The organism is Hymenobacter sp. NBH84 (genome assembly GCF_014217645.1).
Lineage (GTDB): Bacteria > Bacteroidota > Bacteroidia > Cytophagales > Hymenobacteraceae > Hymenobacter > Hymenobacter profundi.
Map to the genome: position 1 here is coordinate 3041975 of NZ_CP043644.1, position 17806 is coordinate 3059780.

A 17806-nucleotide genomic window follows, 5' to 3' on the forward strand; every position below is an offset into this window, starting at 1 on the left:
AAGAACTAAGTTCTAATCAACAGCTTTCAATTTCCAGCGTCTAAAATTTAAGTCGTGTGATGGATGCTCTCGTCGAGGAAAGGATGGTTGACGGGAACCAGTGAAGCTTGTGATAGGCGCTTCGTCATAAGTAAAAGGAAGCTACCCAAGAAAACCAGCGCGGTACCTATTTCAATGATAAACCCGTTATTTCCCTGCATAGTTGCAGGCATGATCATTAAATAAAAGTCAAACCAATGCCCTATTAGAATAGCAATGCTTACAATCTTAAGCATGATCATCTGCCGCTTAGCGTCGCGGGTCATCATTACCAAGAATGGAAAAGCAAAGTTGATAACTAGGTTGAAGAAGAACAACCCAGTATAAGCATTATCAAATCCACCTAGACGCTGGTTGAAGTATACTGATTCTTCGGGTATGTTCGCATACCATATCAGCATGAATTGCGAGAACCATATATAAGTCCAGAAAATACTGAAGCCAAACATGAACTTCCCTAGATCATGCAGGTGGCTTGCATTTACAAAACGTAAATAGCCAGCTTGCTTCAGGAATATAGTACACAGGGTGATAGCAGCAATACCTGATACCCACCAACTAGCAAAGACATACCAGCCAAACATCGTGCTGTACCAATGCGTGTCAATTGACATCACCCAGTCCCAAGCCGACATCGATTCTGTTACCGCGAATAATACTAGGAATAGCGCGGCCGTTTTGATGCTCTGATGGAAATAATATGTACCTCCATTCAGGTCTTCTTCCAGCGACAATTTGCGTAGTCGCTCTGTGAATACCCACCAGATAACGAGGTAGGATACAGTACGAATCAGGTAGAATGGTACGCTAAGGAAGCCACTTTTGCCAGCAATGATAGCATCATAAGTCTCACTACCAGGGGTCATAATACCTGGAGTTGTCCAGTGGAAGATGTCGCTGTGCCATAGGTTCAGCAGGAAAACGACAACTAGAATGATACCACCTGGCAGAATCCAGGCACTAGTAGCTTCTGGTACGCGCCGAATAGCAGCTGACCAACCAGCGTATGCAACAGTATTAATTGCAACCCAAACAGTGCCTACGACTGATAAGCCAAGGAAGAAAATGTTACTGTGCCACACACTCACTATAATGCGCTTAATCCAAAGCGGACTACCATGGTGAGCACCAGCATGGCCAGCAGCCTCGTGGCCATTAGCATGTTCAGCTCCTACCCCGAAGAGTGCCAGAGCTACTCCGATGATGAATAGAACAACGCCGGCCAGAATTAGCCAAATAAACTTTTTACGGGTATCAGACGAAAGTACCAGGTGTTCAGCCGTGGCGCTTTCGTGGTGCGTCAGTGTTGCCATAGTTCCTTAGTTCGCCGTTCCGTTAGTTGCTTTTGTATTACCCTGTCCGGGGGTAGCCGAACCGGTTCCAGCTTGCGCTTCTCCTACAGCAGACTGATTAGATGAATCAGAAGTTTCCGTTGAATCAGAAGCAGCGCTTGTTGGGCCCACCTTTACCATTTTAGACAAGCCATCAGGTCCTTCACCTAATTGTAGTGCACGAACGTACATGGCAATTTTCCACCGTTCTTCTGGGTTAACCTGCGAACCGTGTGGCATCATACGGCCTTTGCCCCATTCAATGACGTGGTAAATATGCCCATCATTCATTGTCTTATAGGCTCCGGCAGAATAGTTGGGCACGCCTTTGAACTTCTGACCTACTGGCCCCTGCCCATCGCCTTGTTCACCATGGCAATGCTGGCAGTTACGAGCATACAAGGTCTGACCTTCCACTAGATTTTCCTGCGTGTAAGCCAGCGGGTTAGTCAAACGACGCGAAGCTTGCTCAACGCTATCTTTCGGAATATGATCGTAGTAATCCAGCTTACCCAGTGGAACGGTACCTACCGGCGGCGTACGCTGATTGATACCCATTGGGTTGATTGTATTAGCCGTGACTTGTCGTAGAGGCTCATACGGAATAGACTCGTACATCTCCGGCGCATATTCAATGCCGGTGTCATTGGCGTCGTGGCAAGCAGTCGTACAGATTGCTCCAAATACCATCAACGACGCTTGCAGACCTATTTTCAGCGAATGCGCCATTAGTTCTTAGTCATTTCTTTTTCGTTGACTTCTGAAGCGCCGTTATCACGCAACAGTTGAGTCAACTGACCTAGATTGCTTGTATCGTCCTTCAGTTCGATAGCCATCACAAATTTGTCATCCGTCGAACGCACATCCATCACCTGTACTTTCGGCTTAGGATACATGCTTGTGATGATGAAGAAGGTAATGGCCATACCATGACAGGTGAACAATACCGTCAACTCGAACGAAACCGGAATGAATGCTGGTAGCGAAATGTGAGGTTTACCACCAATGATCATGGGCCAGTCAAATCCCAACATGTAGATCTGCATCCACAGGGCAAAGGACAAACCGCACAGACCATAGAAGAATGCGGCGATAGGTAGACGGCTCCGTTCAATACCCAAAGCATCATCGATGCCGTGGATAGGGAAAGGCGTGAATACATCGTAGATCTTCACTCCCGCTGCGCGCACGTTCTCAATGGCGTGCAGGAGTACGTCTTCGTCATCGAAAACGCCGAGGGCGAAACGCTTAGTCATGTTTGGTATAAGTTACGGGAGCGGAAGCCGGTACGCCAGGGGTAGCGTGATGATGCGTAGGGGCGTGGTGCGGATCTTGACCCGTATAGGTTGGGCCATTGTCTACACCATATTTCAGGATCGTTTTCACCTCTGCCATGTTGATAACTGGGAAGAACTTGGCAAACAATAGGAACAAGGTGAAGAACAGACCCATCGTACCTACATAGATACCGATGTCGATAATAGAGGGCGAGAACATAGCCCAACTCGAGGGTAGGTAGTCGCGGTGCAAGGAGGTTACGATAATCACGAAGCGTTCGAACCACATACCGATGTTAACAATAATCGACAGCACAAACGTCATCGGGATGCTATAGCGCACCTTACGGAACCACACCAACTGGGGCGTAATTACGTTACAGGTCATCATCGACGCATAAGCCCACCAGTAAGGACCGGTTGCGCGGTTAATGAATGCGTATTGCTCAAACTCTACTTGCGAATACCAGGCAATGAAGAACTCAGTGATGTACGCTACCCCTACAATAGAGCCCGTAATCATCATGATTTTATTCATCAAGGCGATGTGCTCAAGCGTGATGTAGTCTTCTAATTTGAACACTACTCGGGTGATGAGCATCAGCGTCAGTACCATGGCGAAACCTGAGAAGATAGCACCTGCCACGAAGTAAGGAGGGAAAATCGTGGTGTGCCAACCTGGTACAACTGAGGTAGCAAAGTCCATCGATACAATGGTGTGTACCGACAGTACCAGCGGGGTAGAAACGCCTGCCAGAATCAACGAAACCGTTTCATAACGCGACCATGCTTTAGCTGAACCTTTCCAGTTCATGCTCAGCATGGAGTAAGCTACTTTGGCAATAGGGCCTTTCGCCCGGTCGCGAATGGTAGCAAAGTCAGGAATCAGACCGATGTACCAGAAAACCAATGAAACCGAGAAGTAAGTCGAGATGGCGAATACGTCCCACAGTAGCGGCGAATTGAAGTTTGCCCACAGTGAGCCAAACGTATTCTGCAGCGGAAATACCCAGTAAGCCTGCCATGGGCGACCCATGTGCAACACCGGGAACATAGCCGCGCAGATTACAGCGAAGATGGTCATAGCTTCGGCTGCACGGTTGATGGACGAGCGCCATTTCTGGCGGAACAGCAATAGTACAGCAGAAATCAGCGTACCAGCGTGACCGATACCCACCCACCACACAAAGTTGGTGATGTCCCAGGCCCAGCCAACAGTTTTATTGAGGCCCCATTCCCCGATACCATACCATAGGGTGCGGTATACAGAATAGAGAAATACACCAAGGAAGAATAGGGCAACGGCCAGGGCCGCCATCCACCGAATATTCGGCTTGGCTTCTACCTGCCGGCACACGTCCTGCGTGATGTCGTGGTACGTTTTCCCCCCGGTTACGAGCGGCTCCCGTACAGGCGATACGTGCTGCATAGTGGTTTATTTAAAGGAAGTGGCAGGAAGCAGGCAGCTTGTAACGTTTGTTAGCAAACTGCCTACTCCTATTCTCAATGGCTAGATCACAAATTCATTTCCGTTCTCCACGTTCCGGATCTTGGTCAGGTACGTGATATTCGGCTGCACGTTGATCTGGTCGAGGACGTGGAAAGCCCGCTCGCCGTCTTCACGACGCAGGAGCTTCGAAATCCGCGACTCCGGGTCACGCATATCACCGAATACGATGGCTTCAGTGGGGCAAGACTGAGCGCAAGCCGACACAATTTCACCATCCTTCGGACGACGCTTCTGCTTCTTTGCTTCCAGCTTACCAAGCTGAATACGCTGCACGCAGAGCGAGCATTTCTCCATTACACCGCGGGCCCGAACCGTTACGTCGGGGTTGAGGACCATGCGGCCAAGATCAGTGAACATGTGGCCGTTCACGTTCTCAAACTTCTCGTTAGTGTAGTACGAGAACCAATTGAAACGACGCACTTTATACGGGCAGTTGTTTGCGCAATAACGCGTACCTACGCAACGGTTATAGGTCATCTGGTTGAGACCTTCCGAACTGTGAGTAGTGGCTAGTACTGGACAAACCGTTTCGCAAGGAGCGTGGTTGCAATGCTGGCACATCAGCGGCTGGAAAATCACTTTCGGATTTTCAGCCGGATTCTCCATCGCAGCATATGTAGCTAGCTTACCTTCCGTCTCGAACTCGTCACGGTGGTGGTCGGAGCTGTAGTAACGGTCGATGCGCATCCAGTGCATCTCGCGGCGGTTGATTACCTCTTGTTTGCCTACTACAGCTACGTTGTTTTCGGCCTGACACCCAATCACGCACGAGCCGCAGCCAATACACGAGTTAAGGTCAACAGCCATACCCCAATGGTGGTTTTTGTACTCGTAGTCCTGCCACAGCGATACACGGGCGGGAGCTTCCAGACCATCAGGAGTAGCAACTTTTTCGTACTCTGTTACTTCTTTCGGATTCTCAATGTACTTCGCCAGGGTTGCTTCCTGCACTACGGCCTTACGGTCCATAATGGTGTGGTGCGTCTGGGTCTGAGCAATTGTCTCGTTAGCGCCGGTTTTGTCTAGTTTAGCAGTGGTAGCATACACAATGCCATTGCCAACCATCGTGGCCAATGGCAAGACGTTAGCCCCTACCCCATCGCCTACTTTACCAGTCTGCTTACGGCCATAGCCAACGGCAATAGCTACTGTTCCTTTTGCTTGGCCTGGTTGTACCAACAGTGGCAATTCTACCGATTTACCGTTGGCAGCAGTCACTTTCAATACATCGCCTTGCTCCCAATCGTTAGCTTTTGCCATGTCATAAGGCACGCATACGTAGTTGCCCCAAGTAGCTTTAGAAACTGGGTCGGGTAGCTCTTGCAGCCATGGGTTGTTGGCTTCTGAGCCATTACCAATGCCTACTTTTTCATATAGAACCAGTTCTACTTCGCCTGATTTTGCAGGCGCACTCAGCGCAGCAGCAGCAGACCCAGCATCCACAGCAGTAGTAGGTACAGTTGCAGGCGAAGCGGTGCCCATTACTACGCCATCATGTACAGCTTTATCCCAAGCAGCTTGGAAGCCACTGTCGACTAATACGCCGCGCCATTGAGCACGCAGATAGTCGTAGTAGCTAGTGTTATTACCAGCCCAAGTCAATAAGCTTTCTTGCGCTTGCCGGGTAGCAAACAGCGGCGAAATAGCGGGTTGAGCCAAGCTTAGGTACCCACGCTTCGGCTCGTAGTCATTCCACGACTCCAGGTAATGGTGGTCGGGAGCTGCGTATTTGCACAGAGAACCAGTTTCGTCGAGACGGTCGTTGAGCGAAATCGTGAGAGGTAGACCGGGCAATGCTGCGGCAATGTCCGCCCCCATAGGGTGGTCGTATACCGGGTTAGCGTTGTAAAAAATAACTGCGCCGACACTCTTGTTTTTGATATCGTTTACCAGTTGCGTCATGCGGGCATCGTTGCCCTGACGAACCAGCGAAGGATTAGCCAGATCAACCGTTGTACCTACGTTGCCGAGCGCTTGGTTGATAGCTGCTACCAATGCCTGTACATTGGCATCGTTAGAACCCGATACCACAAGGCTGCGGCCACGGTTTGCCTTCAGTTCATTAGCAGCTTTAGTTAGGGTAGCATTCTTATATGAACCGCTACCACCACCTACTACCGCGTTGTACAGGGCCAGGGTTACTGCACCCATTTCAGAAGGCTTCACCGGCACGCGCGTGTCGGCATTGGCACCGGTCAACGACATTGTCGTTTCAAACTGGTAGTGCCGCGACATCGTTTTCTTGTCGCTCGATACTTTGCGCGTAGTGGCATACTGCTTAGCAAATTCTACTGGTGACAGCCAAGTACCAAGGAAATCGGCGCCAAGGCTTACGATAACATTAGCTTGGCTGAAATTATAGCTCGGCAATGCTCCACCATTAGCTTGTAACAGGCCACTAGCCGAAATTACATCGTACTGCACGTGCTCTGTATTGGGGTAGCGCGATGCAAACTCAGCAATAACTTTCTTGGTCGAAGGGCTGATGATAGTAGGCGACACGATGGCAATACGACCGGCTTGAGCCAGTTTCGTGCGGATTTCGCTGTCTACTCGATTTTTATCGGCTTTCTTACGGTCGATAGTGAAATGCTGTAGACGAGCACCATCGTACAGACTCAGCACCGACGCCTGGGCGCGGGCCGACAGGCCACCACGCGTGAGCGGCGACTCGGGGTTGCCTTCCAACTTAATTGGTCGACCGTCGCGGGTCTTTACCAATACGCTGTTGTAGTCCTGACCCGTGAAGTAGGTAGAAGCGTAAAAGTTAGCAATGCCAGGGTCTACTTCCTGTGGCTTATTCAGGTACGGAATAGCCTTGCGAACCGGGGTTTCGCAGCTGGCGAGGGTAGCGGCAGCGATACCGAAACCCATCAGTTTGAGGAAGTCGCGGCGCGGGGCTACCGCAGCGTCGGAAGAGCCATAGGTTTCCTTCACCGGTAGAAAGTCCGCGAATTCTGTCAACGCGTTCTTCACAAACTCCGGCGAGCTCTCCAGTTCCTCAATTCCCTTCCAGTACTTAGGCGACTCTTGCATTTGTGTATGGGGACTTAGGGTCTTGAAGACTGGAGTCGTGATGTTGACCCCATATTATCTCCAAGTAAGGCTTATTTAATATCTTTTGGTTGTCGCGGAGTTTGACCGTTAAGAATAAGGTTTCCTCCGAGACGTACAATTTAGTAGTGGCACTTCGAGCACTCGGTACCACCGTTCGATGACACCGTGAAAGGCACAGCACTGTTCTTGGTGTCGTGCAGCTTCACGAGGTTATCGTAGTATGCGTTGCCCTTCGTGTTGAGAGGCGTCTCGCGGTGGCAGTTGATGCACCAGCCCATCGTCAGGGCAGAGTACTGATATACTACATCCATATTCTGGATCGGACCGTGGCAGGTCTGGCACTCTAGGCCGCCCACTTGGGTGTGCTGCGAGTGGTTGAAGTAGGCCAAATCCGGCAGGTTGTGAATGCGTACCCACTGGATAGGCTGCTTGCGCTCAATAGCCCGATAGATTTTTTTGATTTCCGGCGATTCTGTCTTGATCTGCGAGTGGCAGTTCATACAGATGTTAGGCGACGGAATGTTGGCCGACTTGCTTTTGTATACTGAGGTGTGGCAGTAAGCGCAATTGATCTGATTTTCGCCGGCGTGCAGTTTGTGCGAGAAGGCGATAGGCTGCGTAGGCTGGTAACCTTGCGTCAGGCCAATACCCATAGCCGCCTGTACCGATTCGTAGAGTACTACTAAGATGAATACCGTGATGGCAATGCCACGTACGGCACCTGACTTGTAAATCTTCGAGAAGTCGTAACGCTGATTGAGTTGCTCTACGTCGCGGCCGCTGAGGTCTTTGCGACCACGCAGCACATCCTTCATTAGGTTGGCAATGATAACCAGTGTCACTACCAGTACAATCAGTACTACTACCAACACAATCATCAGTAGGTCGATATACTGACCAGCTTCGGTGCTGCCTTGAGCGTTGGTAGGAGCTGCACCATCAGTTCCAGCTGTTGCTCCTGGTGCTGGGGTAGGATTAGCGCTACCTTCCTGCGAAACAGTGTAGGCTATAATTGACTTAATCTCATCATCCGACAAGGCAAAGCTGGGCATTTGCTGCTTGCCATACTCATTGAAGAGTTTCACAGCATATGCGTCGCCGCTGGCAACTACTTTGCTGGAGTTTTTAATCCATGGAATGATCCAGGACATCGGACGACGCTTAGTGATGCCTGCTAGCGCAGGACCTACCACTTTTTCGTTGACAGCGTGGCACTGAGCACAATTGCCTTTAAACAAAGCATCGCCGGCCTGAATGGCAGCAGCATCGCCTCCGCCAGCGGCAGGGGCAGCACCTTCCGCAGCAGCGGGGGCACCATCGGCGCCGGCAGTGGCGCCGGGCGTTACACCTTCTTTGCTAACCGCTGGCGCGGAGCCAACCTCTTGCGCCAGAGACTGGCCCAAGGTGGCAACTGTCAGGAAAAGAGCAAGAAGCAGTTTGGGGAGAGTACGAAATCGGATGCTATCCATAGCACAAATTGACTGGGAAGAAAGAAACGCAGGCGTGCATCAAGGCCACAAATGTAGGTTGGGAATCGCAGACAACAAACCAGAAGAGGCGAAAATTAGCCCTCGTTAGCTTGGTTAGAAAGATTCTAAACTACCTCACATTCTAGTAGTTATACTTATATAATATTATATACACTACTAAGTAGCTGTTACTTAGCAGAGTTATATTGATTCCTATACTTAACTTAAAGCATGTTTCGGGAGGACAGGCAAATTCTGACGCACAGTCAGTTAAGTCTTATCCTTCCGCAATAAATAATAACTAGGTCGTAGGCATCGGGCAAGAAAAAGCGTATCTTTGCCGCCTCATTTAGTTTTCACACACAATTTTCACCCCGTCGTAATGGAAGTAAGAAATTACGAGACGGTCTTCATTTTGACTCCCGTACTGAACGAGAGCCAAGTGCAAGAGACGGTCGAGAAGTTCACCCAGGTGCTTAAGGAAAATAGCGCCGACATTATCAATCAGGAAAGCTGGGGCCTGCGCAAGCTGGCCTACCCTATCCAGAAGAAATCAACCGGTTATTATTTCCTGGTTGAGTTCACTGGTGAGGGCAACATCGTGGATACGCTGGAGCTGGCGTTCCGTCGTGACGAGCGCATTATCCGGTTCTTGACCACTGTGCTGGATAAGCACGCTGTGTCGTACAACCAGCGCCGCCGTAATGGCGAGATGAATCAGCAGAAAGCCAAACAACAATCGGAAGCCGCCGCCTAGTATCATGAGCCTAGCCAACGAAAGAATCCACAAGCAGGAGCAGCGTAAGAAATACTGCCGCTTCAAGAAAAACGGCATCAAGTATGTCGATTACAAGGACCCGAACTTCCTGCTGAAGTTTGTGAACGAGCAGGGCCGCGTGCTGCCCCGCCGCATCACTGGTACCAGCCTGAAGTTTCAGCGCAAGGTAGCCCAGGCCGTAGCTAAAGCTCGTCACTTGGCGCTGATGCCGTACGTAACCGATTCGTTAAAATAGTTTCTAGTTATTGGTTTTTTGTTTTTGGTTACTTGGCCGTTTCCTCTATTCACTAGAAATTGAGGAGACCACCAGGAAACCAAAAACCAACAACCAGAAACCAACAAAGTCATGGAAGTAATTCTGAAAGACCACGTAAAGGGTCTGGGCGAGAAGAACGACATCGTAACGGTGAAGGCCGGCTACGGTCGTAACTATCTGCTGCCCCAGGGTCTGGCTATTCTGGCCGACAAATCGAACAAGAAAATCGTAGCTGAGAACGTACGTCAGGCTGCGCACAAAGCCGATAAGATTCAGGGCGACGCTCAAGCCATTGCCGACAAAATTGGTGATATGGTGCTGGAAATTCCAGCGAAAGTGGGCGAAACCGGCAAGATCTTCGGTCGCGTAACCACGCTTCAGTTGGCTGACGCACTCGCTAACAAGGGCATTGAGGTAGACCGCAAGCGTATTTCGTTTGACCAAGAGCCTTCGACGGCTGGCGAGTATACCGCTACCTTGAACTTGCACAAAGAAGTGAAGCATCAGGTTCGCTTCAACGTAGTAGCTGAGTAAGCAACTACTTTTTAACTAAGAAAGCCCGACTGCTTTGGTAGTCGGGCTTTTTCGTTGCTGATAGAACAGCTTTCTGGCCAACATGCGCTACCCTCCGTATTAGCTAACTCGTTTATATAAGCAATTTACTCCCATCTTTGTCCATGAGTGCTTTGCTTTTGAAGTTGCCGCGCTTTGGTGGCGCGCGACTCAGGAGTAGCGCAGCGTATTTGTTGGCCGGCTATCGGCCCTAGCTTCCTTGCATGTTTCGTACTGAAATTCCTCTTACTCCTTATCCGCAGCAGCTGCCACACGCAGCACGGGTGCTGACGGTGGGCTCCTGCTTCGCGGAGACAATTGGCGCGCGCCTAACCGAAAATAAGGTCGCGGCCGTTGTGAATCCCTTCGGCACCGTGTTTAATCCGCTCACGGCTTGCCAGTTGCTGCGTGCAGCGGCTGGTGAGGATATGGATTGGCAACAGCACTTAGTAGAAGCCCGCGGCCGCTGGCAGAGCTACGACCTGCACGCTACCCTTGGCGCCGATTCGCCGGTGACGTTATTACAGCAGATTCAAGAGCTAGTACAGCAAACCGGCGAATTTCTGGGCACCGCCGATGTGGTGATGCTGACGCTGGGTACCGCATTTGTCTACCGGCTGCGCGCTACAGGCGAGTTGGTTAGCAATTGCCACAAAATTCCGGCAGATCAGTTTGAGAAGGAATTGCTGACACCGGACGAAATCATCAACGCCGTAGCGGAAACCCACGCCTACTTACGGCGTCATAATCCGAAGCTGCGATTTATATTGACGGTAAGTCCCGTACGCCATTTGAAGGATACACTCCCGCTGAATGCTGTCAGCAAATCAGCTCTTCGACTGGCTTGCCATTACTTGAGTGAGCTGTTACCCGATGTATCGTATTTCCCGGCTTATGAGCTGCTGTTAGACGATCTACGTGACTACCGTTTCTATGCCGATGATATGCTGCACCCTTCCGTGGTGGCACAAGATTACATCTGGGAGCGGTTTACGCGTACGTACTTCGATGCAGCGTTTGGCCGCTTCAAAAAGGAGTGGCATTCTGTACAGCAGGCGTTACATCATAGGCCGTTGTATGCAGGCGCTCCTGAGCATCGCCAGTTTTTAGAAAGCACGCTGGAGCGCCTGCGGCGTCTGGGCCAGCAAGCTGATGTAACAACTGAGATAGAAGCCGTAGAGCAGCAGTTAGCAGCGCTACCTATCCCTTCTGTGCCTGAACCGGAGCCAGAGTCGGATGACGATGAGGAACGAATTGATATTGGCGAGTATGCTGAGCAAACTCCCGCAGTTGCCACGGAATTAGCGTTGGCGTCTATTACGGAAGAGGAGGTTGTTTACTCAGAGGAAGCACTGGCCGACCTACCTGCTACGCCTGTGGTAGAAGAAGCTGAGCAGGTTGTGGATGAAGCAGTTACTCAACTTCCCAGGAAAAAACGACGGAGCCGAGGCGGAGCCAAGCGCACGGCCCGCAAACGTGCTGCGCTAGAGGCTTTAGCAGCCCAGGAGGCGGGCTCGGTGGAGCCCAATGAAGATGCAGAAATAGCTGTTGAAGCTGATCTACGTCCTTCCGTTGAGGTAGTTGACGAGCAATCTACAATAGTAGAACAGTCTGTGGAGGAATCCGTTGAAGAAGCAGCGGATGCAGAGGATATTGATATTGTGCCAAAGCCCCGCAAGGGCCGTACAGCTGGTCAGATATTGGCCGACAAGAAAAAGGCACGGCGCTCGGGTAAAAACCGTGGCCGCCAACTGGCACCTCTCTACGCTACCCCGGAAAACGCCTCCACAGAGCTCCCCGAGACAACTCCTGAATTGATTCAGAGCGAAGCCTCGGGCCCAATAGTTACAGAAACAGCTTCTGCGCCCTCCCCTACCCTGCTACCAGCTGAAGAGGAAGCACCTGTTGTCGCCGTCTCAGCGGTTACTGCTACCACTGAGCCAACGCCAACGCCTGAGCCATCTGCGCCGCCAATGGAGCTTCCAGAGGTTGTCCCTGTGGCCGATGATGAGGCTGTTTCTACCCTGTCAGCCGATACTGAAGCAACGCCTACTCGCAAAGCTGCTAAGTCCAAAGCACCAGCTAAGCCAAGGGCTTCTCGCAGCAAAAAAACGACTGTCACTCCGGCGCCGGTTGATACGACTGCACCGGAACCGGCCGCAACGCCTACCCCTACTGCACCCAAGCCGAGGGCACCCCGAAAGAAAGCTGCTAAAACTTCTACCCCGCCAGCGCCCGATGCAGCGCCGCAGCCGACTGTAGAGCCAACCACTGAAACTGCGCCCACGACGGAACCTGCGCCTACTGCCCCTAAGCGCCGCAGTAGGCCGCCACGCAAAAAACCAGCAGCACCCGGCGACACGTCGGCTACGTAGGGTAGTAAAAATAAAAAAGGGCAGCCCTATCGGCTGCCCTTTTTTTCTTCGCTCAGTATCTGAGAGCTATTTGAGGAAGTTGCTAGCAATATTGAGTACTGTAGCCATATCCAACGGCTCGTCGAATGCTTCGGAGGCCTGATCGGCCGTTACGTTGGGGATAGACGTGAGGTCGATACCGGCTTGCGTGACGTTAGCTTCCGAAGGGAACATATCGGCTGGCATACCAGGGCCATACACGGGAGCCGTTACACTTGGCAAGGGGCCACCGCCTTCGTTGCCGGTAATCCAGCTCTTGGGTAGGCCGTTGGCCTGCGTACCTCCGCGGCGCATAGTGCGGATGTGCGAGGCATGGCGGGCTTCTACAGAGTGAATGTTCAGAGCAGCTTCGAGCACCGTATTATTTTCGATCAGCAGTGGAGCGCCGCCTTTGTAAGCGCGCACGCCGGTATCTTCGAAAGCCTGCGCCAGTGCTAGGAAATTCTGCCGGTAACGGAACACCTCTGAAATTAAAGGAGCACGCTTGCCACCTTTCGAGCCAGTGAAATCGAAATCGTTGGCGCTGAGCGGCGCAATGGCGCTGCTACCCAATACAGCCTTTAAAAAGTTGACGTGCTTCATTTCGTCGTCGCGGATAATCGTGATGGCGGCCAGATCGGCCTGCACAAACAGATTACGCGTCTTCACGCCCATATCGTAGAAGTAGTATTCCAGGTATTCCAGCGTGAGGGCGAAGTTCAGAACGTCGGTTACCTGCTTGCTCAAGCCTGAAGACTGCCCGTAGGCTTTCTGGAACATGGAGCCCATAGCCAACGGCACAGCGGCTGTGGCTAGTTTTTTACCGAAACCAGCAAAGTGCTTGAAAACCTGACGACGCTGGTCGAGCCGCTCATAGACTTCCGGGTCTACCTTCTCGATTTCGGCGAGTATGTTGAGAATATTCATGGAGTAATGGTTTACAGAACAGAAAGATGTGAGAGTGTGTAGGCGATGCTTATTCCGTGGGCAGGTTGCTCACGTTCAGCTTCGAGCCTTCTTTGAGGAAGTTGTTGGCAATGGCCACTACCTGAGCGGGCATCATTGATTTCTCCAGCGCGTTGCTTTGGTCCACCACATCAGGACCAACGAAGGTGTTGTACTCCAAGAAGTCGCGGACAATAGCAGCGTGACGCGCTTCTACCGATACAATCTTGCCAGCAATGGTTAGGTAAGCAGGGTTTTTGATAAGTTTACCAGCGCCGTTGTACGCAGCTACTCCTAAGTCTTCGAAGGCTTTGGCTACGCTCAATACCCCGTTCTTGGTACGAAAATCAATACTGGAAAAGTCTACCTCCAGGTCTTTAATAGGGGTAGCACCAGCGGCCGTAATGGCCATTTTGAAAAACTCCCGGTGAATACGCTCATGCGCTTCAATATCGCGCAGGAATACTCTCTGTGGAGCCGATGTACTGTTATAGTATTGGGTTTGCAATACTTGTGCGTAAAAAGCAGCCTCGAGTTGCTCCAAGGCATACGCATAATTCAGAATACCTACGTCGCCACTACCTACATCTACCATATTAGCCATATCGGCAGCAGTAGCGTTGGCGCTTTGTGTCTGCGACATGTCCTCCATCACGTCGTTGCAGCCAGCTAATGCCAGACCACCTACTGCCAAGCCCAGGCCTGTATAGCGTAGAAAGTTACGCCGCTCCAAAGGCATCTTCAGCCCTTCACTAAGACCTTTGGTCTCAGTGTCATTGTGCATCACTTTAGACATATTATTTTGGGTTAAAAGGTGAGAATACAAAGCTTACGCAAACCATTGCGGAACTGGATTTACCTCTTTTTTCCAACTATCTATAATACCCGAATTATGCACATAACTAGCAGGATTATAACAAGTTGATATGCTTTTTACAAGAAAAGTATGTGCTTCCTACTAACTCAATTTTGAGAGAAAGCCCCTTGCATTCAACTTGATAAATCCAACACATTGCGGAGCTTATCGAGTTGAGTTGCTGCACGCATCATCTACATTTCACTGCCGGGCTAAACTCAGCATGTCGGCAACCACGCGCCCGCGAAACGGTTATCTTTGTAGTCCGCTTTTTGACTTTCGCCTGATAGCTTCCTTCTTTTGAGCCTTTCGTTTGACTTTGTGCAGCCGGAGCCGGTGGCTACCGACCGCGTCACGCTATTCGCGGACGTGATTTTGCCCCTCCCTCTGCCCAAACTATATACCTACCGTGTACCCTATGAGCTGAATGACCAAGTGGTTATTGGCGGACGCGTGATTGTGCAGTTCGGCGCTAAAAAAACGCTGAGCTGCATTGTGGCCGCTGTGCACGAAACGCCGCCCAAAGACTACCAGGCCAAGTACATTCTGGAATTTATCGACGATGCGCCGGTAGTGACGCAGCCGCAGCTGAAGCTGTTTCGTTGGATGGCCGACTACTATATGTGCACCCTAGGTGAGGTGATCAATGCGGCCTTACCCGCCGCGCTCAAGCTTAGCTCGGAAAGCCGCGTGCAGCTTCATCCGGCCTTTGTGCTGGAGGAAAGTCCCTACCCTTTGAGTGAGCAGGAAGAGCGCATTGTGGAGGTCCTGCGTACGGGTGAGGAAGGTAAGTCAATGACCTTTACAGAGGTAGGTGAATTGTTGGGCATCAGCTCGTTCCACCGTGTAATCAAGTCCCTGATGCAGAAGGAGGTCATCTTTCTGTTTGAGCATCTGAGTGATAAATACTCACCGAAGGTGGTGAAGAAAGTACGGCTAGCCCACACGTTTGTGGCCGAAGCGGCGCTGGAAGAACTGTTTCAGCGGCTGGCTACCAAACCCAAGCAGCTGGACGTGCTGATGCGCTTTTTGCAGAAAGTGCCCATCTACCAGAACGAGCATGCCAATCACCAGGGCATCGAAAAAGCCTACCTCAGCAGCGCTCCGCACCTCTCGGCTTCGGCCGTGAACACCTTGATTAAAAATGGTGTATTGGAGCAGTTCGACGTGATTGTGTCGCGTTTCCCGCTGGACCATACGGCCGAAACCCGCCTGAATTTCACCCTGAGCGAGGCGCAAAACACGGCCCGCGGGGAGATTCTGCAACACTTTGCCGAGAAAGACATAGTGCTGCTACACGGTGTGACAGGCGCAGGCAAAACCGAAATTTACATCGACCTCATTCAGCAGGCCATGCAGGGTGGCGGGCAGGTGCTCTACCTGCTGCCCGAAATTGCCCTTACAGCCCAAATTGTAACGCGCCTGATGCGGGTGTTTGGCACCCGGCTGGGCGTGTATCATTCCAAATTCTCCGACAACGAGCGGGTGGAGGTGTGGAACGGTGTGCTGTCGGGGCGATTTCAGGTGGTAGTGGGCGTGCGCTCGGCCGTGTTCCTACCCTTCGACAATCTGGCGCTGGTGATTGTGGATGAGGAACACGAGTCGAGCTACAAGCAATACGACCCGGCGCCGCGCTATAATGCCCGCGAGGTGGCCTTGATGATGGCCAATTTTCAGGGCGCCAAAACCTTATTGGGCTCGGCTACTCCTGCTGTGGAAACCTATTACCAGACCCGCGCCGGCCGCTACGGCTTGGTGGAACTGACCAAACGCTACGGTGAGGCGGGCCTACCCGAGATTGAGTTGGTAGATACCCGCAAAAGCCGGGAGCAAAAAACTATGCTCAACCATTTCACGCCAGAGCTGATGCAGGAGATGGAGCGCAAACTGGGCGCGCAGGAGCAAGTGATTCTGTTCCAAAACCGGCGCGGCTACTCGCCCTTCATCAACTGCCTCGACTGCGGCTGGATACCCAAGTGTAAGAGCTGCGCCGTGAGCCTGAGCTACCACAAGCACGTGCACGAGCTGCGCTGCCACTACTGCGGTTACCACGAGCGGATGCCGGTGGAGTGCCCGGCCTGCGGCTCACGCAACCTCAAAACAGTAGGCTTCGGCACCGAGAAGCTGGAAGACGACCTGAAAATCATGCTACCCGAAGCCCAGGTGCAGCGCATGGACCTGGACACGACCCGCGCCAAGAACTCCTACCAGCAAATTATCAGCGACTTCGAGCAGCAGAAAACCAATATTCTGGTAGGCACCCAGATGGTAACGAAAGGGTTGGACTTTGCCAACGTGAGCTTGGTAGGCATCATCAACGCCGACAGCATCATTCACTACCCCGATTTTCGGGCGCACGAGCGAGCCTACCAGATGTTTGTGCAAGTGAGTGGTAGGGCCGGCCGCAAGGGAAAGAAAGGCAAAGTCATCATCCAGACCGGCGACCCGTTGCAGGTGATTTTCGATAAGGTGATTCGCAACGATTACCTGGAGTTCTATGAGTACGAAATCATGCAACGGCGCGAGCATGGCTATCCGCCGTTCATGCGCGTGATTCGCCTTACGGTGAAACACGTAGATCAGCTCCTGGCCGAGCAGGCAGCTATTCTGCTCACCCAGGAATTGGTGGACCGTCTGGGCCGCGAGGCTGTGCTGGGGCCAGAAGCGCCGTACATTTTCCGTATCCGCAACTTCTACTTGCAGGAAATTACCATCAAGCTCAGCCGCGAGCATACGGTTCTGAAATCGGCCAAAAGTGATATTCGCGACGCCATCAACATCGTGAAGGACCAAAAGGAGTTCAAGCAGGCACGCATTGCGGCCGATGTGGACCCGATGTAGGAGGCAGCTTAGCTCCTACCCTGCGCTCGACGCCTATCTTGGCGTAGGCGCCGTACACGACCGTTCTTCCCTTGGAAAAATAGTAGTGCGATGCCGCCTAATAGCAATATTATACCAGCAAAACCAGCAATTAGTCCCCCCAAGCCGCCCCATGGCGTACCAGAATTTGAAGTTTTTCCCGCCTGCACCAAGCTTACTACCCCTACCCCAGCAACAACTGCACCTGCAACGTTAACTATTGTAGTCTTACGGTCGGGCTTGCCGTATGCCCGCAACGGGTTATCTGGGTAAGTGATTGTAGGAGCTGGCTTTCGGATCATAGTCGAATCCAACGATTGCTCTATAACGGCACTATCGCGCTGTTCCGACAAGGTCACAGAAGTGGGTGCACTAGATGTCAGCGTGTCCGTAGGTTTTGTATAGATGGAAGACGAAGTAGGCAGTGTTCCTACCCGGCTGCTCCGGCAACTCACTGTACTCATTGACAGTACAGTCATGAACA

At 51.7% G+C, this 17806-nt stretch carries 13 protein-coding genes; 5 read left to right on the forward strand and 8 right to left on the reverse strand.

All coding sequences use genetic code 11. The features are described from left to right. Positions 1-47 precede the first annotated feature (47 nt). The 6 genes from F1C16_RS12690 to F1C16_RS12715 form a co-directional block, all read right to left on the reverse strand. Positions 48-1352, reverse strand: a complete 1305-nt coding sequence (locus F1C16_RS12690; RefSeq protein WP_258048898.1) for a quinol:cytochrome C oxidoreductase — start codon at positions 1350-1352, stop codon at positions 48-50. Positions 1353-1358: 6 nt separating this feature from the next. After that, entirely contained in the window at positions 1359-2099 is a 741-nt protein-coding gene (locus F1C16_RS12695; protein WP_185281016.1) for a cytochrome c, read from the reverse strand. After that, positions 2099-2626 (reverse strand): DUF3341 domain-containing protein, encoded by a 528-nt coding sequence (locus F1C16_RS12700; RefSeq protein WP_185281017.1) that lies wholly within the window; start codon positions 2624-2626, stop codon positions 2099-2101. Before F1C16_RS12700 ends, F1C16_RS12695 begins: the two co-directional genes overlap by 1 nt. Beyond that, the gene (gene nrfD, locus F1C16_RS12705; RefSeq protein ID WP_246601689.1) at positions 2619-4076 is read right to left on the reverse strand and encodes an NrfD/PsrC family molybdoenzyme membrane anchor subunit; all 1458 of its coding nucleotides are present in this window, start codon (positions 4074-4076) and stop codon (positions 2619-2621) included. Before nrfD ends, F1C16_RS12700 begins: the two co-directional genes overlap by 8 nt. 81 nt (positions 4077-4157) lie before the next feature. Further along, positions 4158-7193 carry a TAT-variant-translocated molybdopterin oxidoreductase gene (locus F1C16_RS12710; RefSeq protein ID WP_185281018.1) on the reverse strand — a complete coding sequence of 1012 codons (3036 nt, stop codon included), beginning with the start codon at positions 7191-7193 and terminating at the stop codon, positions 4158-4160. Between the two features lie 140 nt (positions 7194-7333). After that, the gene (locus F1C16_RS12715) at positions 7334-8683 is read right to left on the reverse strand and encodes a cytochrome c3 family protein (protein ID WP_185281019.1); all 1350 of its coding nucleotides are present in this window, start codon (positions 8681-8683) and stop codon (positions 7334-7336) included. Positions 8684-9065: 382 nt separating this feature from the next. Here F1C16_RS12715 and rpsF point away from each other — a divergent pair, with 382 nt between their 5' ends. The 4 genes from rpsF to F1C16_RS12735 all read left to right on the forward strand — a co-directional run bounded on the left by rpsF (position 9066) and on the right by F1C16_RS12735 (position 12644). Beyond that, positions 9066-9440 carry a 30S ribosomal protein S6 gene (rpsF, locus tag F1C16_RS12720; protein ID WP_185281020.1) on the forward strand — a complete coding sequence of 125 codons (375 nt, stop codon included), beginning with the start codon at positions 9066-9068 and terminating at the stop codon, positions 9438-9440. 4 nt (positions 9441-9444) lie between these two features. Next, positions 9445-9696 (forward strand): 30S ribosomal protein S18, encoded by a 252-nt coding sequence (gene rpsR / locus F1C16_RS12725; protein WP_185281021.1) that lies wholly within the window; start codon positions 9445-9447, stop codon positions 9694-9696. 111 nt (positions 9697-9807) lie between these two features. Then, positions 9808-10251 carry a 50S ribosomal protein L9 gene (rplI, locus tag F1C16_RS12730; protein WP_185281022.1) on the forward strand — a complete coding sequence of 148 codons (444 nt, stop codon included), beginning with the start codon at positions 9808-9810 and terminating at the stop codon, positions 10249-10251. A 242-nt stretch (positions 10252-10493) separates the two neighbouring features. Continuing rightward, on the forward strand, positions 10494-12644 hold the full coding sequence (locus F1C16_RS12735) for a GSCFA domain-containing protein (RefSeq protein ID WP_185281023.1): 2151 nt from the start codon (positions 10494-10496) through the stop codon (positions 12642-12644). 66 nt (positions 12645-12710) lie between these two features. On the opposite strand, the gene F1C16_RS12740 is transcribed toward F1C16_RS12735, so the two are convergent. Beyond that, positions 12711-13589 carry a ferritin-like domain-containing protein gene (locus F1C16_RS12740; protein WP_185281024.1) on the reverse strand — a complete coding sequence of 293 codons (879 nt, stop codon included), beginning with the start codon at positions 13587-13589 and terminating at the stop codon, positions 12711-12713. Between the two features lie 49 nt (positions 13590-13638). Then, positions 13639-14403: a ferritin-like domain-containing protein gene (locus F1C16_RS12745; RefSeq protein WP_258048899.1), complete on the reverse strand. Its 765-nt coding sequence runs from the start codon at positions 14401-14403 to the stop codon at positions 13639-13641. A gap of 360 nt (positions 14404-14763) precedes the next feature. Here F1C16_RS12745 and priA point away from each other — a divergent pair, with 360 nt between their 5' ends. Beyond that, positions 14764-17304, forward strand: a complete 2541-nt coding sequence (priA, locus tag F1C16_RS12750; RefSeq protein WP_185281025.1) for a primosomal protein N' — start codon at positions 14764-14766, stop codon at positions 17302-17304. Positions 17305-17806: the final 502 nt, after the last annotated feature.

Coding starts and splice junctions, on each gene's coding strand:
- F1C16_RS12690 (WP_258048898.1), bottom strand. CDS start 1,352: ATGGCAACACTGACGCACCACGAAAGCGCCACGGCTGAACACCTGGTA.
- F1C16_RS12695 (WP_185281016.1), bottom strand. CDS start 2,099: ATGGCGCATTCGCTGAAAATAGGTCTGCAAGCGTCGTTGATGGTATTT.
- F1C16_RS12700 (WP_185281017.1), bottom strand. CDS start 2,626: ATGACTAAGCGTTTCGCCCTCGGCGTTTTCGATGACGAAGACGTACTC.
- nrfD (WP_246601689.1), bottom strand. CDS start 4,076: ATGCAGCACGTATCGCCTGTACGGGAGCCGCTCGTAACCGGGGGGAAA.
- F1C16_RS12710 (WP_185281018.1), bottom strand. CDS start 7,193: ATGCAAGAGTCGCCTAAGTACTGGAAGGGAATTGAGGAACTGGAGAGC.
- F1C16_RS12715 (WP_185281019.1), bottom strand. CDS start 8,683: ATGGATAGCATCCGATTTCGTACTCTCCCCAAACTGCTTCTTGCTCTT.
- rpsF (WP_185281020.1), top strand. CDS start 9,066: ATGGAAGTAAGAAATTACGAGACGGTCTTCATTTTGACTCCCGTACTG.
- rpsR (WP_185281021.1), top strand. CDS start 9,445: ATGAGCCTAGCCAACGAAAGAATCCACAAGCAGGAGCAGCGTAAGAAA.
- rplI (WP_185281022.1), top strand. CDS start 9,808: ATGGAAGTAATTCTGAAAGACCACGTAAAGGGTCTGGGCGAGAAGAAC.
- F1C16_RS12735 (WP_185281023.1), top strand. CDS start 10,494: ATGTTTCGTACTGAAATTCCTCTTACTCCTTATCCGCAGCAGCTGCCA.
- F1C16_RS12740 (WP_185281024.1), bottom strand. CDS start 13,589: ATGAATATTCTCAACATACTCGCCGAAATCGAGAAGGTAGACCCGGAA.
- F1C16_RS12745 (WP_258048899.1), bottom strand. CDS start 14,403: ATGTCTAAAGTGATGCACAATGACACTGAGACCAAAGGTCTTAGTGAA.